Source organism: Mesorhizobium sp. B1-1-7 (assembly GCF_006442705.1).
Lineage (GTDB): Bacteria > Pseudomonadota > Alphaproteobacteria > Rhizobiales > Rhizobiaceae > Mesorhizobium > Mesorhizobium opportunistum.
Genome location: NZ_VFWQ01000006.1, coordinates 225,457 through 241,740 on the forward strand (window position 1 = coordinate 225,457; position 16,284 = coordinate 241,740).

Sequence of the window (16,284 nt, forward strand, 5' to 3'; positions counted from 1 at the left end):
GCGACGGCGCGTCTTTGTCCAGAACTGTCAGCAGGGCCATTGACTTCCGGTTGCACGCAACGACATTCGGCCTATATCAGGGAACCTCTTTCAAGCAGCCTTTTTCACCCATGCCCTCCATCCTGTCCATTTCCGGGGTCTCCAAGACCTACGCCACCGGCTTCACGGCGCTCAAGGAAGTCAATCTCGACATCCAGCGCGGCGAGATTTTCGCGCTGCTCGGCCCCAATGGCGCCGGCAAGACGACGCTGATCTCGATCGTCTGCGGCATCGTCAACCGCTCGACCGGCACGGTCACCGTCGACGGCCACGACATCGGCAAGGACTACCGCGCCGCGCGCAGCCTGATCGGCCTTGTGCCGCAGGAACTGACCATCGACGCCTTCGAGAGCGTCTGGGCGACGGTCAATTACAGCCGCGGCCTGTTCGGCAAGCCGGCAAACCACGCCTTTGTCGAGAAGGTGCTGCGGGACCTGTCGCTGTGGGACAAGAAGGACGCCAAGGCGATCACGCTCTCGGGCGGCATGAAGCGGCGATTGATGATCGCCAAGGCGCTGTCGCATGAGCCGCGCATCCTGTTCCTCGACGAGCCGACCGCCGGCGTCGATGTCGAATTGCGCCAGGACATGTGGGCGATGGTGCGCCGCCTGCGCGAGGACGGCGTCACCATCATCCTCACCACCCACTACATCGAGGAGGCCGAGGCGATGGCCGACCGTGTCGGCGTCATCAACCGCGGCGAGATCATCCTGGTCGAGAACAAGGCCGAACTGATGCGCAAGCTCGGCCGCAAGCGGCTGGTGATGGAACTGCGCAATCCGCTGGCAACGATCCCGGAAGCCTTCTCGCACTATGCGCTGGAGCTGTCGCCGGATGGCGCGCAATTGACCTACACCTATGACAACCAGGCCGAGCGGCCGGGCGTCGCCTCGCTGATCCGCGACCTCGAGGCCGGCGGCATCCAGTTCCGCGACATCGACACGCAAAACTCTTCGCTCGAGGAGATCTTCGTCAATCTGGTGAGGAGGGAGGCATGAACCTCCGCGCGGTATGGGCGATCTACCGGATGGAAATGGCACGTGCCTTTCGCACCGTGCTGCAGAGCATCGTCTCGCCGGTCATCTCGACATCGCTCTATTTCGTCGTCTTCGGCTCGGCCATCGGCTCGCGCATCACCGAAATCGACGGCATCAGCTATGGCGCCTTCATCGTGCCCGGCCTGATCATGCTGTCGCTTCTGACGCAGTCGATCTCCAACGCCTCCTTCGCCATCTACTTCCCCAAATTCGTCGGCTCGATCTACGAGCTTCTGTCGGCGCCGGTCTCCTATCTGGAGATCGTCATCGCCTATGTCGGCGGCGCGGCCACCAAATCGATCATCCTCGGCCTGATCATCCTGGCCACCGCCTCGCTGTTCGTGCCGCTGCACATCGAACACCCGTTCTGGATGCTCGCCTTCCTGATCCTGACGGCGGTGACGTTCAGCCTGTTCGGCTTCATCATCGGCATCTGGGCTAAAAGCTTCGAGCAGCTGCAGCTGGTGCCGCTGCTGATCGTCACCCCGCTGACCTTCCTCGGCGGCAGCTTCTATTCGATCCACATGCTGCCCGGCATCTGGAAGACGATCACGCTGTTCAACCCGGTGGTGTATCTGATCAGCGGCTTCCGCTGGAGTTTTTACGGCAAGGCCGACGTCTCGGTCGGCGTCAGCCTCGGCATGACGCTGGTGTTCCTGGCCGTCTGCATAGCGATCGTCGCCTGGATCTTCCGGACGGGTTATCGGCTGAGGAATTGACGCGGGCACTCACGGGCAGGTCTGTCGAGATTCAGGCAGGGCCGGCATCACTTGAATACCGGCAGACCTAGATCGCCTTGACCAGCCGCAGCAGCCCCAGCATCTCGATATAGGTCCCCTCGCGGAAGGCGACATAGACCGGCTCTTCGACGCCATGGAAACGGCGCTTGAAGGCCGCCTGGCCCTGCAGGTTGAACCTGCGGCGGTTGACCCATGGCGACGAATAGGCGCGCTGGAAGGTGTTGCGCCAGAAATCGCTTTCGGCAAACCCGCTCGGGGTCACGTCGACAAGCGGCGACAGGCCAAGCGTGACCACTGAGATGCCTTCCTCGCGAAAACGGTCGACCGCGAATTTGGTCAGGCCGATCTCGGCGTGCGGCGAGGCATCGGTATGCTTGCGCTTGAAGGCTGTGGTGTAGCCGATGATCTTGCCGTCGCGACATATCGGATCGAAATCGAGCAACGCAATAAGGTCGCCGTCCGGGCCATGCAGGACGAAGCGGCGCATGTCGGTGCCGAGCTGATCGTAAAACGGACGGTTGAGGAACCCCATTTCCCAGCGCTTGACGATGCGGTCGCCGCGCCAATTGTCGGAGAGCCGCTGTATCTCGTCGAGATGGATCGTGCGTTTGTCCTCGTCGAACGAAAAGCCCTTTTTTAAAAGCCAGCGTTCGGAATAGCGCACGGTCTCATTGCGCTTGCCGGAAAAATCATGTTCGGGCAGGACAAGGCGAGTGTCGATGCCCAGCCGGTTGACCTTGTAGCCGAGCCCGGCCAGCACGCGTGCGGTCTCTTCGCCGATCTGCACGAACCACGGGTCGCCGGCGGTCTCGACGAAGCGCCTGATGTAGTCGGGCCGCCGGGCCGGCGCCGCCACCGGGTCGCCAAGCGCGAAATGATGCTTCATCTTGGTGCCGAAGGCGATGTAGCCGTCGGCGTCGCCAAAATAGGAGAGCTTCGCTTGCACGGCGGTGGAATAGGCGAGCGAGAAGTCGCCGTGGCGGCGCACGATCGCCAGGCGTTCGACATGCGTCAGTTCCTGGCGCTCGACCTTGGGCGAGGCGCCCTCGAGGATTTTGTCGAAATAGATCCGCAAGGAGGGCATGGTCGAGATTTCCGCGTGCCGTCTGTGGCGCGACGTGTCTGTCGACACGCAGGACGCGCCACGGCGCCTTGTTTTTTCGCGGGAAGCCGAAATCGGTTGCCGGTTTCGAATTCCTGCGTCGGTAACGGGATCCGCCCCCGGACCTCGAATCAATCACATTGCCGCGACCTGATTATCGCCGATGCCGCCGATATGCCATATAGGGCGCGATGTATTGGGACAGAAGCCGGCAATCGGCTCCGGCCGGCGTGGCGGTGGAATGCTCCGGAGCGCAGCCGCAGCTTGGCGCGGGCCTCGAAAATCGCTGCCGATCCGCTGTATCGGGGGATCCTGCCCGCGATCAGACGGTTACAGCGCCCTGCGAGCGTTGCGGGGATGCTATAGTGGTTGAATGGGACCGAAGAATGAATGGCTGATACGACAACCAGACAGATGATGGAACAGGTGGCGGCGGTCGAGCCGGCAATCGTCATTGGCGCCGGCGCCGCCGGACTGGCTGTCGCACAGGCTTTGATGAAGGCCGGCGTGCCGACCTCGATCCTGGAAAAGGAAAGCCGGCTGGCCGAGCCCTGGCATCGGCGGCACCGGCAGCTGCGTCTCAACACCCACCGCGATCTCTCGACGCTGCCCGGCCTTGCCTATCCCACGGGTACACCCGCCTTTCCGCCAAGGGAGGTCGTCATCCGCCACATGAACGATTTCAGGGAGACGAACCGCCTGCCGGTGGAGTTTGGCGTTGCCGTCGAGACCATCGTGTTCAGGGGCGATCATTGGGCCATACGCACCAGCGCCGGCTCGCGCCTGGCGCGTCATGTCGTCGTCGCCACCGGCCGCGACAGGCAGCCCTTCACGCCGCAGTGGAAGGGCATGCAGGCCTTCGCGGGCCGGATCGTCCATTCGGCGGATTTTGGCGACGCGACGACCTATGCCGGCAAGAAGGTGCTGGTCGTCGGCGCCGGCAATTCGGGCTTCGACGCGCTCAATCATCTGGCCGACGTGGATACGTCCGCGATCTGGCTGTCGGCCCGCAACGGCCCCGCCCTTCTGCCCAAGCGGATCGGCAAGATTGCCGTGCACCGGCTTTCGCCGCTCATGGCGCGCTTGCCGACCCGCATTGCCGATGCGGTGATCGCGGCGACACAGCGCCTGGTTTTCGGGGACCTCACCAAATTCGGCATGCCGCCCGCGCCGTCGGGCGGCGTCAGCCGCCTGACCTCGGACTACACCGCGATCGCCGCCGATGACGGCGCCGTCGACGCCATCAAATCGGGCAAGATCGTCGTGGTGCCGGCGATACGGGAGTTCACCCGCGACGGCGTGATCCTCGCCAATGGCAGCCTGGTCCATCCCGACATCGTCATTGCCGCGACGGGCTACCGCACCGGGCTGGAGAGCATGGTCGGCAATCTCGGCGTGCTCGACAACAAGGGCGTTCCGCTCTTCAACGGCGGCGAGGCCGATCCGAAACTGCCGGGCCTCTGGTTCACCGGCATGCGGCCGAGCATTCGCGGCTGTTTCGCCAATGCCGCCATACTGGCCAAGGCGATCACCAGGCGAATTGCCGGCTCCTTCCCCGCATCCGCCGCGTCGGGCTGACTAAGGTCGAGGCGACGGAAAACACCGGGTATTCGTCAGCCCGCCATCGCCTTGACCTATTCGCTTGCCTTGTTATATAACATGTTATGGTTATGCATCGAACAGGTTGATCATGGAAGATGTTCTGCAATCCCTTGGATATCTCTGCCTGGGCAGCCGGCTGAAGCGCATAGGCGAGCAATTGCAGGCCGATGCGCAGCGCGTGCTCGATGGCCTGGAGGTTCCGCTTCAGTCGAGTCAGTACCCGTTGCTGGCCGCGCTCGACAGGCTGGGGCCATTGGCTGTCGGCGAACTGGCGCAGTCGCTCGGGCTCACGCAGCCCGGCGTGACGCGAAGCGTGTCGCTTCTGGCCGAGTTGGGCCTGGTCGAAGCCATCCAGTCGGACGGCGACCAGCGGCGCAAGATGGTCTCGCTGACCAGGAAGGGCCAGCACCTGGTCGACGTTGCGAAGCAGGACGTCTGGCCGCGCATCGAGCGCGCCGTCGCGGATCTGTGCCGGGATCTTTCGGGGCCGCTTCTCGATCAACTCGCCGCCATCGAGGACGGCCTGGCCATGGCCCCGCTCGATCGACGCGTGAAAAAAGGCGCAGCGCAATGAAACATGTTCTCGACCGGCCCGTCTGGAGCGCACTGGAGACGCGGCATCGGGCTTTCGCGCAAGGCGGCAAGCTCGCCATGCGCTATTCACCGTCGATCGCCCTCTTCGCCGCCACCGCAGCGGACGATGCCGAAAGCCTGCAGGCATTGGCGGACCTTGTCGGTCCGGGCGAGAGCGTCATCATGGCTCAGGCCGACGCGATTGCCCTTCCGGCCAGCCTCCTGGCAACGTCGTCGGCGACCGCCGTCCAGATGCTCGCCGATGCACCGTTGCAGGCCGTGTCGGATGAGCGCGTGCAACGCCTGACGCAGGACGACGTAGCCGAGATGCTTGCCCTGGCGTCGCTCACCAAGCCCGGGCCGTTCACGTCAGGGGCACTGAGCCTCGGCGACTTCTGGGGCGTGAAAGTTAAGGGCAGGCTGGTGGCGATGGCCGGCGAGCGGATGAAGCAGCCGGGTTACACCGAGCTCAGCGGCGTCTGCTCCCACCCGGAATTTCGCGGCGGTGGCCTTGGGCGACTGATGTCCCTGTTCGTGGCCAATCGGATTTTTGCGCGTGGCGAGATACCTTACCTCCACGCCTACGTCACCAATGCCGGCGCGATAAAGCTCTACGAGTCCATCGGTTTCAAACCGAGAAGCACGATCAATGTGGCTGTCGTCCAGAGCCAGGGGTAGGAGAGCTCCTGGCCCCTGGCGTTCACGCCGATTTCGATTCCAGCCGCCGGAAACCGACGGCTTCCATCAGCATATCCTCGTCGACCATGCCGGCATTGTGGAGCGCAAGCAGGGTGAGAGCCAACTCGCGCGCCTCGGTGGATTCGGGATGCGCTTCGCGCCGTCGGCAGGCCTCGTCGAACACGCGTTGCAGCCTGGCGATATCATCGGGTTTGAGCAGGCCACGGTCATAAACGGACTTAGGCATGGCGGTCTCCTGAAGGAAGAGTTAGGGCGCCATTCCTAAATTGCCAATCTTTCCCGAGGCTTGAACGGTTCAGGCCGGATGGGCCCCGGATCGCCAAGGCCCATCCCGCAATTGCAAACCGGCGCCTGATATCAGACGGCGATCTTGCCGCCGCCCTGTTTCGTAATCGCGACAACCGCCGGCCGTACAGGCATGTCGGGCTTGAAGTCGGGCCAACGGGTCGAGGGATCCTCATAATAGGATGGGCGGCCAAACGCGTCCCAGTCCTCGCCGCCGTCGCCCGGATGCTGGACGGCGACGAAGGCGGTCTGGTCGTCGGGCGCAAACAGCGGGCCGCACATCTCGGCGCCGATCGGCACGCGGAAGAACAGTTTCGAGGTCGCCCGCGCCGATCCCTCCGTGTCGACCGCCCACAGGCCATCGGTGCGGCCGGTGGCCTTCGGACCTTGGCCGTCGGTGGCGACCCACAGGCGCCCGGCCGAATCGACCGCGCAATTGTCGGGCATACCGAACCAGCCATTGGCCGTCGTCGCCGTCGAGAAGGTGGCGCCGACATCGGCCACCGAGGGATCGCCGCATTTCAGCAGCACTTCCCACCTGCCTTTGGCAGCGGCAAAATCGCCGCCCTCTTCCGATATTTCGATGATGTGGCCGAAGGCATTTTCGGCGCGCGGGTTGGCGGCGTCGACCTGGTCGGCCTTGCGCTTGGAATTGTTGGTCAGCATGACATAGACCTTGCCGTTGACGGCATTGGGCTGGATGTCCTCCGGGCGGTCCATCTTGGTGGCGCCGAGCAGGTCGGCGGCGCGGCGTGTCTCGATCAGCACGTCGGCCTGGCCGGTGAAGCCGTTTTCGGTCGTCAGCGGCCCCTGGCCGAAGACGATCGGCAGCCACTCCACCGAACCGTTCTCGGCGAATTTGGCGACATGCAGCGTGCCGTCGTCCAGCAGGTCCTTGTTGGCGGCGCGGTCATTGGCATTGAAGGTGCCCTTGGTGACGAACTTGTAGACATAGTCGAAGCGCTCGTCGTCGCCGAGATAGAAGACGACGCGGCCATCCCTGGCGACGATCGATTCGGCGCCCTCGTGCTTGAAGCGGCCCATGGCCGTGCGCTTCCTCGGCGTCGAGGTCGGATCGTTGACGTCGACCTCGACGATCCAGCCGAAGCGGTTGGCCTCGTTAGGCTCCCTGGCCAGGTTGAAGCGGTCGTAATGCGCGCCCCATTCGTAAGCGCCTTCAGGGATGCCGAGGCGCTTGTAGTTGGCGGCCTCCTTGTGACCCTCCGGCAGTTCGCCGGAGAAATAGCCGTGGATGTTCTCCTCGGACATCACATAGGTGCCCCAGGGCGTGACGCCGCCCGCGCAGTTGTTGATGGTGCCGATGACCTTGGTGCCCGATGGATCGGCATTGGTCTTGACGCGGTCATGGCCGGCGACCGGGCCCGACAGGGTCATTTCGGTGTTCGAGGTGATGCGGCGGTTGAGCTTGCCGTCGCGCACCACTTGCCATTTTCCCGAGACCTTGCGGATCTCGACGATGGTGCCGCCATGCGCGGCCATCTCGACATCGACTTGCTCCTTGCTGAGCGGCGCCACTTCGGCCGCCTTCTTGCCGTCCTTGTCGACGATCTTGACGATGCCGGGGAACATCAGATGCGGATTGGTGTATTCGTGGTTGACCACCAGCAGGCCATGCTCGGCGGAACCGTCGATCGGGATATAGCCGACATAGTCGTTGTTGTAGCCGAACTGCCTCGCCTGGGCTTCGGCCGACTGTTTGGCCGGATCGAACTCCGGCGAATCGGCAAACAGCGGATCGCCCCAGCGCAACAGCACGTCGGCGTCATAGCCCGGCGCGACATGGTGCTTGTCGTCGATGCCGGCCTCGAGTTCGTCGAATTTGAAGGCGGAGCCGTCCGCGGCACGGGCTTCGTCGGCGCTGACAAGTGCCAGCGGGCTGACGGTGGCGGCAATCGCCGAGACGGCGAGCGATCCCTTCAGGAAACCCCGGCGCGAAAACCGCGCGGCGATGATCTCGCCCATGGTGCGGTTGTCGGTGGGATTGATGGCCGGTCCGTCGTTTTCCTCGAGCAGGCTGGTGCGGAATTTGGCGTCGGGGGCGCGGTGTTCGGTCATTGGGGCCTCTGGCTTTGGAGTGGCTGGAGCTTGTGTTTTTCGACCCCTTACAGTCGGCCGGTCACATTTTCGTGACACGGCAAGTCGCTTTTAACGACATTCCACGAAGGCCGGCAAGGCGGCCGTGTCCGCTTGTGCCGGGGAGCCGCGAAATGGGTTCTTGAACAGGCCAGGCAAGGGGTTCTTTCCGTCACCTCCGCCACTCCCGCCAGAGGTGACCTTCAAGCTCGACGGCTGTTGTCTCCCCGTCGGCGGTGATGCGCGGCGCGGCCGCTCCATTGCCCGCGAGGCGGGTTCTCAGGCATGCGATATGGGACTTTAGTCCAAGCTTGCGCTTGCAAAGGTCTTGGGTGACAAACGCAACGGTCGGAGGTCGCTTCCGGTCACCACGTCTTTCGGCGATGTTGGTTGCACTGCAACGTTGGGATGGGCACGCCGGCTCAATCGACGGAGATCAGGATGTACGGATCGATCACGGCCCGTTGCCGACGGCTGACGCTCGGATCGGCGGCTTTCCTGGCGCTGACTCTCGCCCCCTATCAGATTGCCTTTCACGGCTCCGCCCTTGGAATCGACGCCGCCAGCGCACAGGCCGCCAGCGGTGGCCATGGCGGCGGTAATGGCGGTGGCAACGGCGGTGGTAATGGCGGTGGTAATGGCGGTGGCAACGGCGGCGGCAACGGTGGTGGAAATAGCGGCGGCAACAGTGGTGGCGGCAACAGCGGGAACGGCAATGGCAATAGCGGCGGCAATTCCGGAAAAGGCGGCGCCGCCTCCGGCAAGGGCCAGAGCGGCAGCCATGTCAACGCCGCGACCGGCGACAAGGTCGACATCAATGGCAGCACGATCACGGTCGAGCACCCGGACGGCTTGACGGAAAAGATCGAGAACGGCCGTTTCAGAATGCAGGATGCGCTCGACCGAACGATCGTCGACCGCCCGGCCACGCCGGCCGATGTCAAACGTCTTAAGGCTTTGTGAATCCGGGCCTTGTGAAGCTGGTCAACAGGCAACGGCCGGCTTCGCATGTCACCTCCGCCGCCCCCGGCGGAGGTGACCTCGTTTTTATCGATCCTCGCGCGGTTTCCCCCATGGCGCCGGCATAGCGATGGCGTCTATGCGCGGTTCCGGTCGCGGTCACGAAACTCACGCATCATCAGGGCCGCCTCGGTGCGGTTTCGCGCGTTGAGTTTCGACAGCACACCGGTCATATGGTGCTTGACGGTCTTCTCCTGCAGATCCAGCCGCAGGGCAACTTCCTTGTTGCTGAGCCCCTCCGCCACCAGCCGCAGGATCTCGCTCTGCCGCTCCGTGAGTTGCCGCAGCCGGTCCGCCATGCCGTCGGCAGGCTGCTGGGACTGGAGATCGGAAAGCAGCCGCGCCGACAGCATCGGCGAAAGATAGCTCTCGCCTGCCACCACGTTGCGCAGGATGTCGGCGAGCGCACGCGATCCGACACCTTTGAGGACATAGCCGTGTACCCCGGCATTCAGGGCCTTGGTCACGTCGGCATTGGCCTCCGAAACCGTCAGCATGACGATCTTCTGGGCGGGATGGTTGGCAAGGATGCCTGCAACCGCGGTCAGGCCGCCGCCCGGCATGGAGATGTCGAGCAGCAGAATGTCGGGCCGCGCCGTCGACGCGATGCGTTCGGCGTCCTGCGCGGTCGCGCCTTCGCCGACCATCTCGAAGCCGCCGATCTCCGACAGGCTGCGCGTCACGCCTTCACGAAAGAGCGGGTGATCGTCGATGATGGCGATACGAATGGCTTCGGTCATGCTTGCTCCTCAACCGATAAACTGATCACCAAGCGCGTGCCTTGCGGTCCGGTCAAGGCTTCGAACTGGCCGCCAATGCTTTCGACCCGCTCCCTGAGGCCGGCGAGCCCCAATCCCTCGACCCGTGCCGCCGGGTCGAAGCCTGGTCCGCCGTCCGATACTTCGACGAAGAGCCGGCCGCCTTTCATTCCGGCAGCCACCGCCTGATCCTTGCCGCGGCCGTGGCGATAGGCATTGTTCAGCCCTTCCTGTACGAAACGATAGATGCTGATCTTCTCCGAAGCGCCGGGTTCGGGCAACTGTCCTGGCAGCGTGAGCGCCACCGACGTTCCGGTTCGGCGCTCGTGCTCTTTGACGGCCAGCCGCAATATTTCCGTTGCCGCGGCCGTCTCTATCTGCGGCAGGACAAGGCCGTTGCAGATGCCGCGTATCTCTCGCATCGCATCCTCGAGCGTCTTGCGGATCATCGCCACCTCGGTCGCGCGGTTCCCCTCCCAATGGTCATCGCCGGTAAACACCGGGCTGTCCATGCGTAGCGCCGCCAGGGCCACGAGTTGGGCCGGCCCGTCATGCAGGTCGGCGCCGATACGGCGCAAATATCTTTCATTGAGCGCGGTGGCGCGGCGGGACGCCCGCTGTACGCGCTGCCGCAAGGCGCTGTTTTGCGTCACCAGGTCCTGCAGCTCCGACACCTGGCGGCGCAGCGCTCCGCGCTGGTCGTCGATGGTGCGGCTGCCGCGCAGCACGATGCCCGACAGGAGCAGGAATGCCGTCAAGGTGGTGCCGGCCACGATCAGCCAGCTCGACAGCAGGGCGGAGGCCAGCGTGGCTTTGAAATCGGTGGCGATTTCGTAGAATTCGGTGACCGCCACCACATCGCCGGACCAGGGTTCGCGCACGGGATTGTAGATCTCCAGCAACGGCTCACCCGAAGCCCGCTCTTTCTCTTCGTTGTCGTCATACGTGTCGAACTGGGCAGCGACGTTGCCCTGGAAGGCGGAACGCAGGTGGTCGTTCAGATCGAAGCGGCGGCCGATCAGGGAGGAGTCTTTCGAATAGAGCACGGTGCCGTCGCGGCGCCACAGCCTGAACGACACCAGGCGCTTGCCGAGCGCGCCCTGTCCGAGCGTTTCGTCGAGCGCCTGCTTGACGGATTCGCTGAGTTCCTCGCTCTTGCGCAGGTCGGGCAGCAGCGGCGCGATCACGCTGTCGACATAAAGCGCCGTCGTGGCGGCCGAATTGCGGGTGACGCCGTCTCGGATCTGCGTCGTCACCCAGGCACCCACCAGCAGCATGACGACCAGAAGGCCAAAACCACCGGCAACGAGGAATTGCACAGCGAGCGAAAGCTCGCTCCAGCGCCGCGCCAAGTTCTGAAAGATGCGTATCATGAGCCCCTGACCGCCCTTCGATCGACAGGCTGGGCGGCGTCGATACATTGAGCCTCTGTCTTGCCGTTGCCAAGACCTTCGTTTGAACGAGGTCGCTTGACGTCCCGGCGCGCTTCGGAAACAAGGGCCGCGGCACAGGCGGCGGCAGCCGCTTCGAGGAGGGACGGGACGTTGAGTTTTTCGGGATTGCTGCAGCTTGGCTTTTCGACGGTCATCTTCCTTTTGGCGGCGACCGCGGCCAAGCAATGGGGATTGGCGCCGAGCCTGGGCAAGATCCTTTTGACGCTCGCGCTCTACTCGCTGGGCAATCTGATCATGCTGCGGCTGATCCGCGAATTCGGCATGTCGGTGTCGTTCAGCCTCTCGGCGGTCATCCAGCTGGTCTCGGTCAACGTCGTGGCGCTGGTGTTCTTCGGCGAGCGCGTCAACGCGCTGCAGGCGACCGGCATCCTGCTGGCGATCGCCGCGGTGGCGCTGATCACGCTCGGGCCCTATCTGCAAGGACGATGACCCGAGATGACGGCTGCGATACCGATCCGATGAAAGACACCGCCACCACCTTGCTCAACCGGATCGAATTCCCGGTCCTGCTGGCCGGCCTGGTCATCGCCGGCGGGCTATGGGGCTTCGTGGAACTGATGGAACTGGCGCGGACAACCGAGCCGCATGGCTTCGACACCGAGATCCTGCTTGCCTTCCGCCAGGCGGGGCAGCCCGGCGTGCCGCTCGGCCCGCCATGGCTGGAAGGGGCGATGCGCGACATCACCAGCCTCGGCAGCACCAGCGTGCTGGTGCTGATCACGGCGGCGACGATCGTCTATCTGCTGTTGATCCGCAGGCCGGGAACCGCACTTCTCATCTTCGTCGCCGTGGCCGGCGGCCAGCTTCTGTCGAGCCTGTTGAAAGTTGGCGTCGACCGGCCCCGGCCCGAACTCGTTTCGCATCTGGTCAACGAGACGTCGCTCTCTTTCCCGAGCGGCCATGCGATGCTGTCGGCGGTGACCTACCTCACGCTCGGTTCGCTGGCGGCGCGCTTCCTGCATGGCCGGGCGACCAAGATCTACGTTCTGTCGCTCGCCGTGCTGACGGCGGTTCTGGTCGGCGTCAGCCGCATCTATCTCGGCGTCCACTGGCCGTCGGATGTGCTGGCGGGCTGGTGCGCGGGCTTCGCCTGGGCGATGCTGTGCTGGTTGGTGGCGCGGCTTCTGCAGCGGCGCAAGGTGGTGAGCGACGATGCCTGATGGGGCGCCTGGTGCCCCTCAGGCCCGTCGTCAGATCAATCTGTTGATCAGGTGCCCGCAGCCCGTCAGCATGAAAATTGTCGACAGCAGGCATGCCGACGTCGTCAAGGTCCTGAAAATTTTCAACTGCGTTGCCCCCTAGCCCCGATAGAAACACCCTATCCTGCAATTCCCGGGACGTACCAGAAAAATGAACACGGGATCTGGCCGATGATCGCTGCCGCATGGGCCTGGCCGGTATCGACCAGAAGACACGCGCCGAGCGCGCCGGCGTTTTGCTTCCGACCATCCGCGACGCGCCGAGCGCAATTGGCGGGGAAGTCTCTTCGCGTCCGGCTTCCATCAGGAAGAGGAGGGCCGCCGCGTCCTTAACGGTTGAGCGACCTTGGACCGCTGACGAATGGGCTGCCCCTGACATAAAAGCGCAGCGGCCGGTCCGCGTCCTTCGAAATGCCGATCCTGATGCCCTGCCCGATTTCGCCGTGTGGGTGATTATCGCTTGCGAGCCATAGCGGGCCCTTCCGGCAAAGGTCGAGCCCGTCGAGCGAACGATCGATCCGCAACGCCATCGCCAGCCGTCCCGGTCCGCGCGCCAAATCGCGCAGGCGCTCGACACTGCGGTTCCGCCGCATGATCGCGATGCCTTCGAGCGGCTCGAGAGCCCTGATCAGAACGCCGGTGCCGGTGCCCTCCATCCCGCTCGAGACGTTCAGCATGTATGAGACGCCATAGGCGAGATAGACATAGGCGTGCCCCGGCTCGAGGAACAGCGAACGGTTGCGCGAGGTCATGCCCCGGTAGCCGTGCCCGGCGGCATCGCCGACGACATACGCCTCGGTCTCGACGATGCGGCCGCTGGCCATGCCTTCGGGCAAGTCGCGCACCACCAGCTTGCCGATAAGATAACGGGCGAGAGCGGCTGTATCGTCAGGCAATTCCGAACGGGCGATCGGGCGGTAGGAGGTCATCGTCATGGCGGCCGGGTTCTCAGGGGTCCATCCATGCCAAACCTCCCTGACCGTTGTTGTCGATGGACAGTCCTACCACGGCCCACCTCACGGCTGTTAGCGATGGTCGCCCGGGATGGCGCGGGATAGCCCCGAAGCGCCGGTTCTCAATCGAGCTTCAATGCCACCACCTCGCCTTCGTTCATCAGCGGCACATAGAGGATCGACTTGCCGTCGGTGCCGATGTCGGCGCTGCCCGGCTTGAAATGCGCCACTGCTTCCGGCGCACTGCCGGCCCTGTACCGGTAGAGCGTGCCGGTCATGTAGGCGGTGGCATAGATGGTGTCGCCGATGGCGACGACGCCGTCGAGGTAGGCGAATTTCTGCGCGCCGGGCAGCGGCGAGACCATTTTGCTGGCGAGGTCGACGGCCAGCAGCCCACCGGGTTCCGTTGTGCTGAAGTCGGGCTTGATGCCCTTGCCCCAGGAGGCGACGATCAGCCTGTTGCCATCGGCGAAGACGCCGTTGGGCGAGGCCAGCATCGGGTCCTTGACTAACAGTTCCGGCGTGTCGCCGCCGATGCGGTAGATCGTGTCGGCCAGCATGTCGGTGACATAGACCTTGCCGGCCTTGTCCGATGTCATGTCGTTGAGGAAGACGGCATTCGGCACGGCGATGCTGGCGACCAGCCTGCCGCTGGCGAGGTCGACGACGCGAATTTTGGTGATGTCGGCGACATAGAGCTTGCCGCCCGATATCGCCATGCCCTTGGGCGCGTCCATGCCGTCGGTCCAGTGCTGGGTCACCGTCTTGCCGTCCGGGGACAGCACACTGAGATAGCCGTTGCCGTCGGCATCGCCGGGATTGCCGACGATGTTGGAAACGATGATGCGGTTGTTGGCGGCGTCGAACAGCGCCGATTCCGGCTGTTCGAGCCCCGTGGCGCGCCAGAGCTCGCCGGCCTGGGCGGCCGGTGTGGCGGCGATACCGATGGTGGCGGCAAAGGCGGAGAAGATAAGGCGGGCGGAAATGATGAGGCGGTTCATGGCGGGTCTCCTGTGATGATGGCGGACAGCTATGATTTTCGATACTTCTCGGGAAGCCTGATTGCTGTTAGTATCGAATATCGATACGAAACTCCCGGCAAGAGGTGCATCCCGTGAGCGGTCTGATCTTCGAGGCGCTGAAGCGGACGCTGAAGGCGAAGGGTGTCACCTATCGCGAGCTTGCCGAGCGCATGGGTGTTTCCGAGCCGACGGTGAAGCGCATCTTCCATGAGAAGAACTGTAAGCTCGACCGGCTGGTCGAGATCTGCGCGGCCGCCGGCGTCGAGCTGGAAAACGTGCTCGGCTCGATGAACCGGGGGCCGGGGCCGGTCAACCACATCGCGCCCGAGATCGAGCGCAGGCTGGCCGGCCGGCCGGCGCTGCTGTTCATCTTCGTCATGCTGTCGGAGAAATTCACGCCGCAAGGCATCATGCGCTCGCAAGGCCTGAGCGAGGCCTCGATGTTCCTCTATCTGCGCGACCTCGAGGAACTCGGCCTTGTCGCGCTCGGGCGGGGACTCACGGCGAGGCTGCTGGTCGAGACGCCGATCCAATGGAATTTCGAGGGCCCGCTCAGGCCGCTGTTCGAGATGACCAACAAGAACTTTATCGGCTGGGCCATCACGCACATCGAGAAGGAGGCGACCTTCGTCAGCTTCTCCAGGCGCATGCGGCCGGAGACGGCGGAGATGGTGCGGCGCGAGGCGGAGGAATTGGCCGATCGCGCCAGGCTGCTCGCCCATCACGACCAGCACACCACGCCCGAGGACGGTCTCACCGGCTACAAATGGACGTTTGCCTTCGGCGCGACGCCGTTTCCGGCGATCATGCCGATCGGCCCGCACCCGCGCGATGCCGGCGCGCGGCCGCCCGAGCAGTCCGCGGCAAAAGGACGGCGCCCGCTTCCGGCGTGAAAGGACTATTCGGCGGCCTTCGTCTCCGCGTCCGCAGCCTTGTCGTCCCAGGTCACGGCCCGGTAGTCGAAGCCATATTCCAGGGTCGGCTTGACGATGCGGAAATAGGGCGACAGGTCGAAGTCGCGCGGCGTGTACAGCGAGTGGTGGCGGATGTGCAGGATTTCCTTGCGCGAATAGCTCGACTGCGCCGAGGCGCGGCCTGGCGCGCGGGTGATCTCGGGCAGGATCGGATAGCGGATCTGGCCATACGCCTCGGCAATCAGCGTCGAGCAGATGGCGCGCGTCGGGTCGCCGGAGCCGAAGGCCAGCATGCGGCGGCGCCAGCGCACCGGCACCGGCGGCGTCGGCAGGAAAAAGCGCAGCATGTCGAAGATGTTCTTGAGGTCGTATTTCAAGCCAAGCTTGCCGACCATGAAGGCGACGACCATGTCGCGGTCCTCCGGTGCCAGGCCGCTCGCCCGGCAGATGCGGGTGTTGTAGGTGCGGTAGCGCGACAATGGCACGGCGACGCAGCCTTCGCCCATGGTGACCTCGATCAGCCGGGGCCGCTCCGCTCCGTCTTCCGGCTTGGGCAAGGCATCGCCGACATAAAAGGCCGCATGCGACCATGTCGACTGGGTAAGGTACTTGATCGCCGCCGAGATCCTCTGGTTGCCCTCGACCAGCAGGATGTCGCCGGGCTCCAGCGTGCGGCGCAGCGTTTCGGCATCGGATGGCGTGTAGGGCTCATAGCCCGAGGATTCTTCCTGCAGCCGGCCGGCAAGCCAGCGGCCAAGGCGGTCGAGAAGCGTGTCGGCCGGCGCGGTCATAG

At 64.3% G+C, this 16,284-nt stretch carries 17 protein-coding genes; 9 read left to right on the forward strand and 8 right to left on the reverse strand.

What is annotated here, in order from left to right; all coding sequences use genetic code 11:
* Window positions 1–110 precede the first annotated feature (110 nt).
* The gene (locus FJ978_RS12285) at window positions 111–1,037 is read left to right on the forward strand and encodes an ABC transporter ATP-binding protein (protein WP_140572324.1); all 927 of its coding nucleotides are present in this window, start codon (window positions 111–113) and stop codon (window positions 1,035–1,037) included.
* Window positions 1,034–1,795: an ABC transporter permease gene (locus FJ978_RS12290; RefSeq protein WP_013892077.1), complete on the forward strand. Its 762-nt coding sequence runs from the start codon at window positions 1,034–1,036 to the stop codon at window positions 1,793–1,795. The genes FJ978_RS12285 and FJ978_RS12290 overlap by 4 nt, the downstream gene beginning before the upstream one ends.
* Before the next feature lie 67 nt (window positions 1,796–1,862).
* Here the strand turns inward: FJ978_RS12290 and FJ978_RS12295 are convergent, their stop codons facing one another.
* Window positions 1,863–2,900, reverse strand: coding sequence for a phosphatidylglycerol lysyltransferase domain-containing protein (locus tag FJ978_RS12295; protein WP_140572325.1), 1,038 nt, complete (start codon window positions 2,898–2,900; stop codon window positions 1,863–1,865).
* Between the two features lie 408 nt (window positions 2,901–3,308).
* Between FJ978_RS12295 and FJ978_RS12300 the strand changes: the two genes are divergently transcribed.
* The 3 genes from FJ978_RS12300 (at window position 3,309) to FJ978_RS12310 (ending at window position 5,771) form a co-directional block, all read left to right on the forward strand.
* The gene (locus FJ978_RS12300) at window positions 3,309–4,496 is read left to right on the forward strand and encodes an NAD(P)/FAD-dependent oxidoreductase (RefSeq protein ID WP_013892075.1); all 1,188 of its coding nucleotides are present in this window, start codon (window positions 3,309–3,311) and stop codon (window positions 4,494–4,496) included.
* A gap of 112 nt (window positions 4,497–4,608) precedes the next feature.
* Window positions 4,609–5,094: a MarR family transcriptional regulator gene (locus FJ978_RS12305; protein WP_140572326.1), complete on the forward strand. Its 486-nt coding sequence runs from the start codon at window positions 4,609–4,611 to the stop codon at window positions 5,092–5,094.
* Entirely contained in the window at window positions 5,091–5,771 is a 681-nt protein-coding gene (locus FJ978_RS12310) for a GNAT family N-acetyltransferase (RefSeq protein ID WP_140572327.1), read from the forward strand. The genes FJ978_RS12305 and FJ978_RS12310 overlap by 4 nt, the downstream gene beginning before the upstream one ends.
* Window positions 5,772–5,793: 22 nt before the next feature.
* Here FJ978_RS12310 and FJ978_RS12315 read toward each other — a convergent pair whose 3' ends face one another.
* Window positions 5,794–6,018 (reverse strand): hypothetical protein, encoded by a 225-nt coding sequence (locus FJ978_RS12315; RefSeq protein ID WP_140572328.1) that lies wholly within the window; start codon window positions 6,016–6,018, stop codon window positions 5,794–5,796.
* 131 nt (window positions 6,019–6,149) lie between these two features.
* On the reverse strand, window positions 6,150–8,153 hold the full coding sequence (locus tag FJ978_RS12320; protein ID WP_140572329.1) for a PhoX family phosphatase: 2,004 nt from the start codon (window positions 8,151–8,153) through the stop codon (window positions 6,150–6,152).
* Between the two features lie 459 nt (window positions 8,154–8,612).
* Between FJ978_RS12320 and FJ978_RS32785 the strand changes: the two genes are divergently transcribed.
* A complete protein-coding gene (locus FJ978_RS32785; RefSeq protein ID WP_181176824.1) occupies window positions 8,613–9,134 on the forward strand; it encodes a hypothetical protein in 522 nt (173 codons plus the stop codon).
* Between the two features lie 134 nt (window positions 9,135–9,268).
* Here the strand turns inward: FJ978_RS32785 and FJ978_RS12330 are convergent, their stop codons facing one another.
* A complete protein-coding gene (locus tag FJ978_RS12330; RefSeq protein ID WP_013892069.1) occupies window positions 9,269–9,931 on the reverse strand; it encodes a response regulator transcription factor in 663 nt (220 codons plus the stop codon).
* Window positions 9,928–11,322, reverse strand: coding sequence for a sensor histidine kinase (locus FJ978_RS12335; protein WP_013892068.1), 1,395 nt, complete (start codon window positions 11,320–11,322; stop codon window positions 9,928–9,930). The genes FJ978_RS12330 and FJ978_RS12335 overlap by 4 nt, the downstream gene beginning before the upstream one ends.
* A gap of 171 nt (window positions 11,323–11,493) precedes the next feature.
* On the opposite strand from FJ978_RS12335, the gene FJ978_RS12340 reads away from it, so the two are divergent.
* Both FJ978_RS12340 and FJ978_RS12345 read left to right on the forward strand, forming a co-directional pair.
* Window positions 11,494–11,832: a hypothetical protein gene (locus FJ978_RS12340; RefSeq protein WP_013892067.1), complete on the forward strand. Its 339-nt coding sequence runs from the start codon at window positions 11,494–11,496 to the stop codon at window positions 11,830–11,832.
* A 29-nt stretch (window positions 11,833–11,861) separates the two neighbouring features.
* On the forward strand, window positions 11,862–12,563 hold the full coding sequence (locus FJ978_RS12345) for a phosphatase PAP2 family protein (protein WP_140572429.1): 702 nt from the start codon (window positions 11,862–11,864) through the stop codon (window positions 12,561–12,563).
* A gap of 368 nt (window positions 12,564–12,931) precedes the next feature.
* On the opposite strand, the gene FJ978_RS12350 is transcribed toward FJ978_RS12345, so the two are convergent.
* Window positions 12,932–13,531 carry a DNA-3-methyladenine glycosylase gene (locus tag FJ978_RS12350; RefSeq protein ID WP_041164514.1) on the reverse strand — a complete coding sequence of 200 codons (600 nt, stop codon included), beginning with the start codon at window positions 13,529–13,531 and terminating at the stop codon, window positions 12,932–12,934.
* Window positions 13,532–13,677: 146 nt separating this feature from the next.
* On the reverse strand, window positions 13,678–14,556 hold the full coding sequence (locus FJ978_RS12355; RefSeq protein ID WP_140572330.1) for an SMP-30/gluconolactonase/LRE family protein: 879 nt from the start codon (window positions 14,554–14,556) through the stop codon (window positions 13,678–13,680).
* Between the two features lie 113 nt (window positions 14,557–14,669).
* Here FJ978_RS12355 and FJ978_RS12360 point away from each other — a divergent pair, with 113 nt between their 5' ends.
* Entirely contained in the window at window positions 14,670–15,470 is an 801-nt protein-coding gene (locus FJ978_RS12360) for a helix-turn-helix transcriptional regulator (protein WP_140572331.1), read from the forward strand.
* A 5-nt stretch (window positions 15,471–15,475) separates the two neighbouring features.
* On the opposite strand, the gene FJ978_RS12365 is transcribed toward FJ978_RS12360, so the two are convergent.
* On the reverse strand, window positions 15,476–16,282 hold the full coding sequence (locus FJ978_RS12365) for a hypothetical protein (RefSeq protein ID WP_023768721.1): 807 nt from the start codon (window positions 16,280–16,282) through the stop codon (window positions 15,476–15,478).
* Window positions 16,283–16,284: the final 2 nt, after the last annotated feature.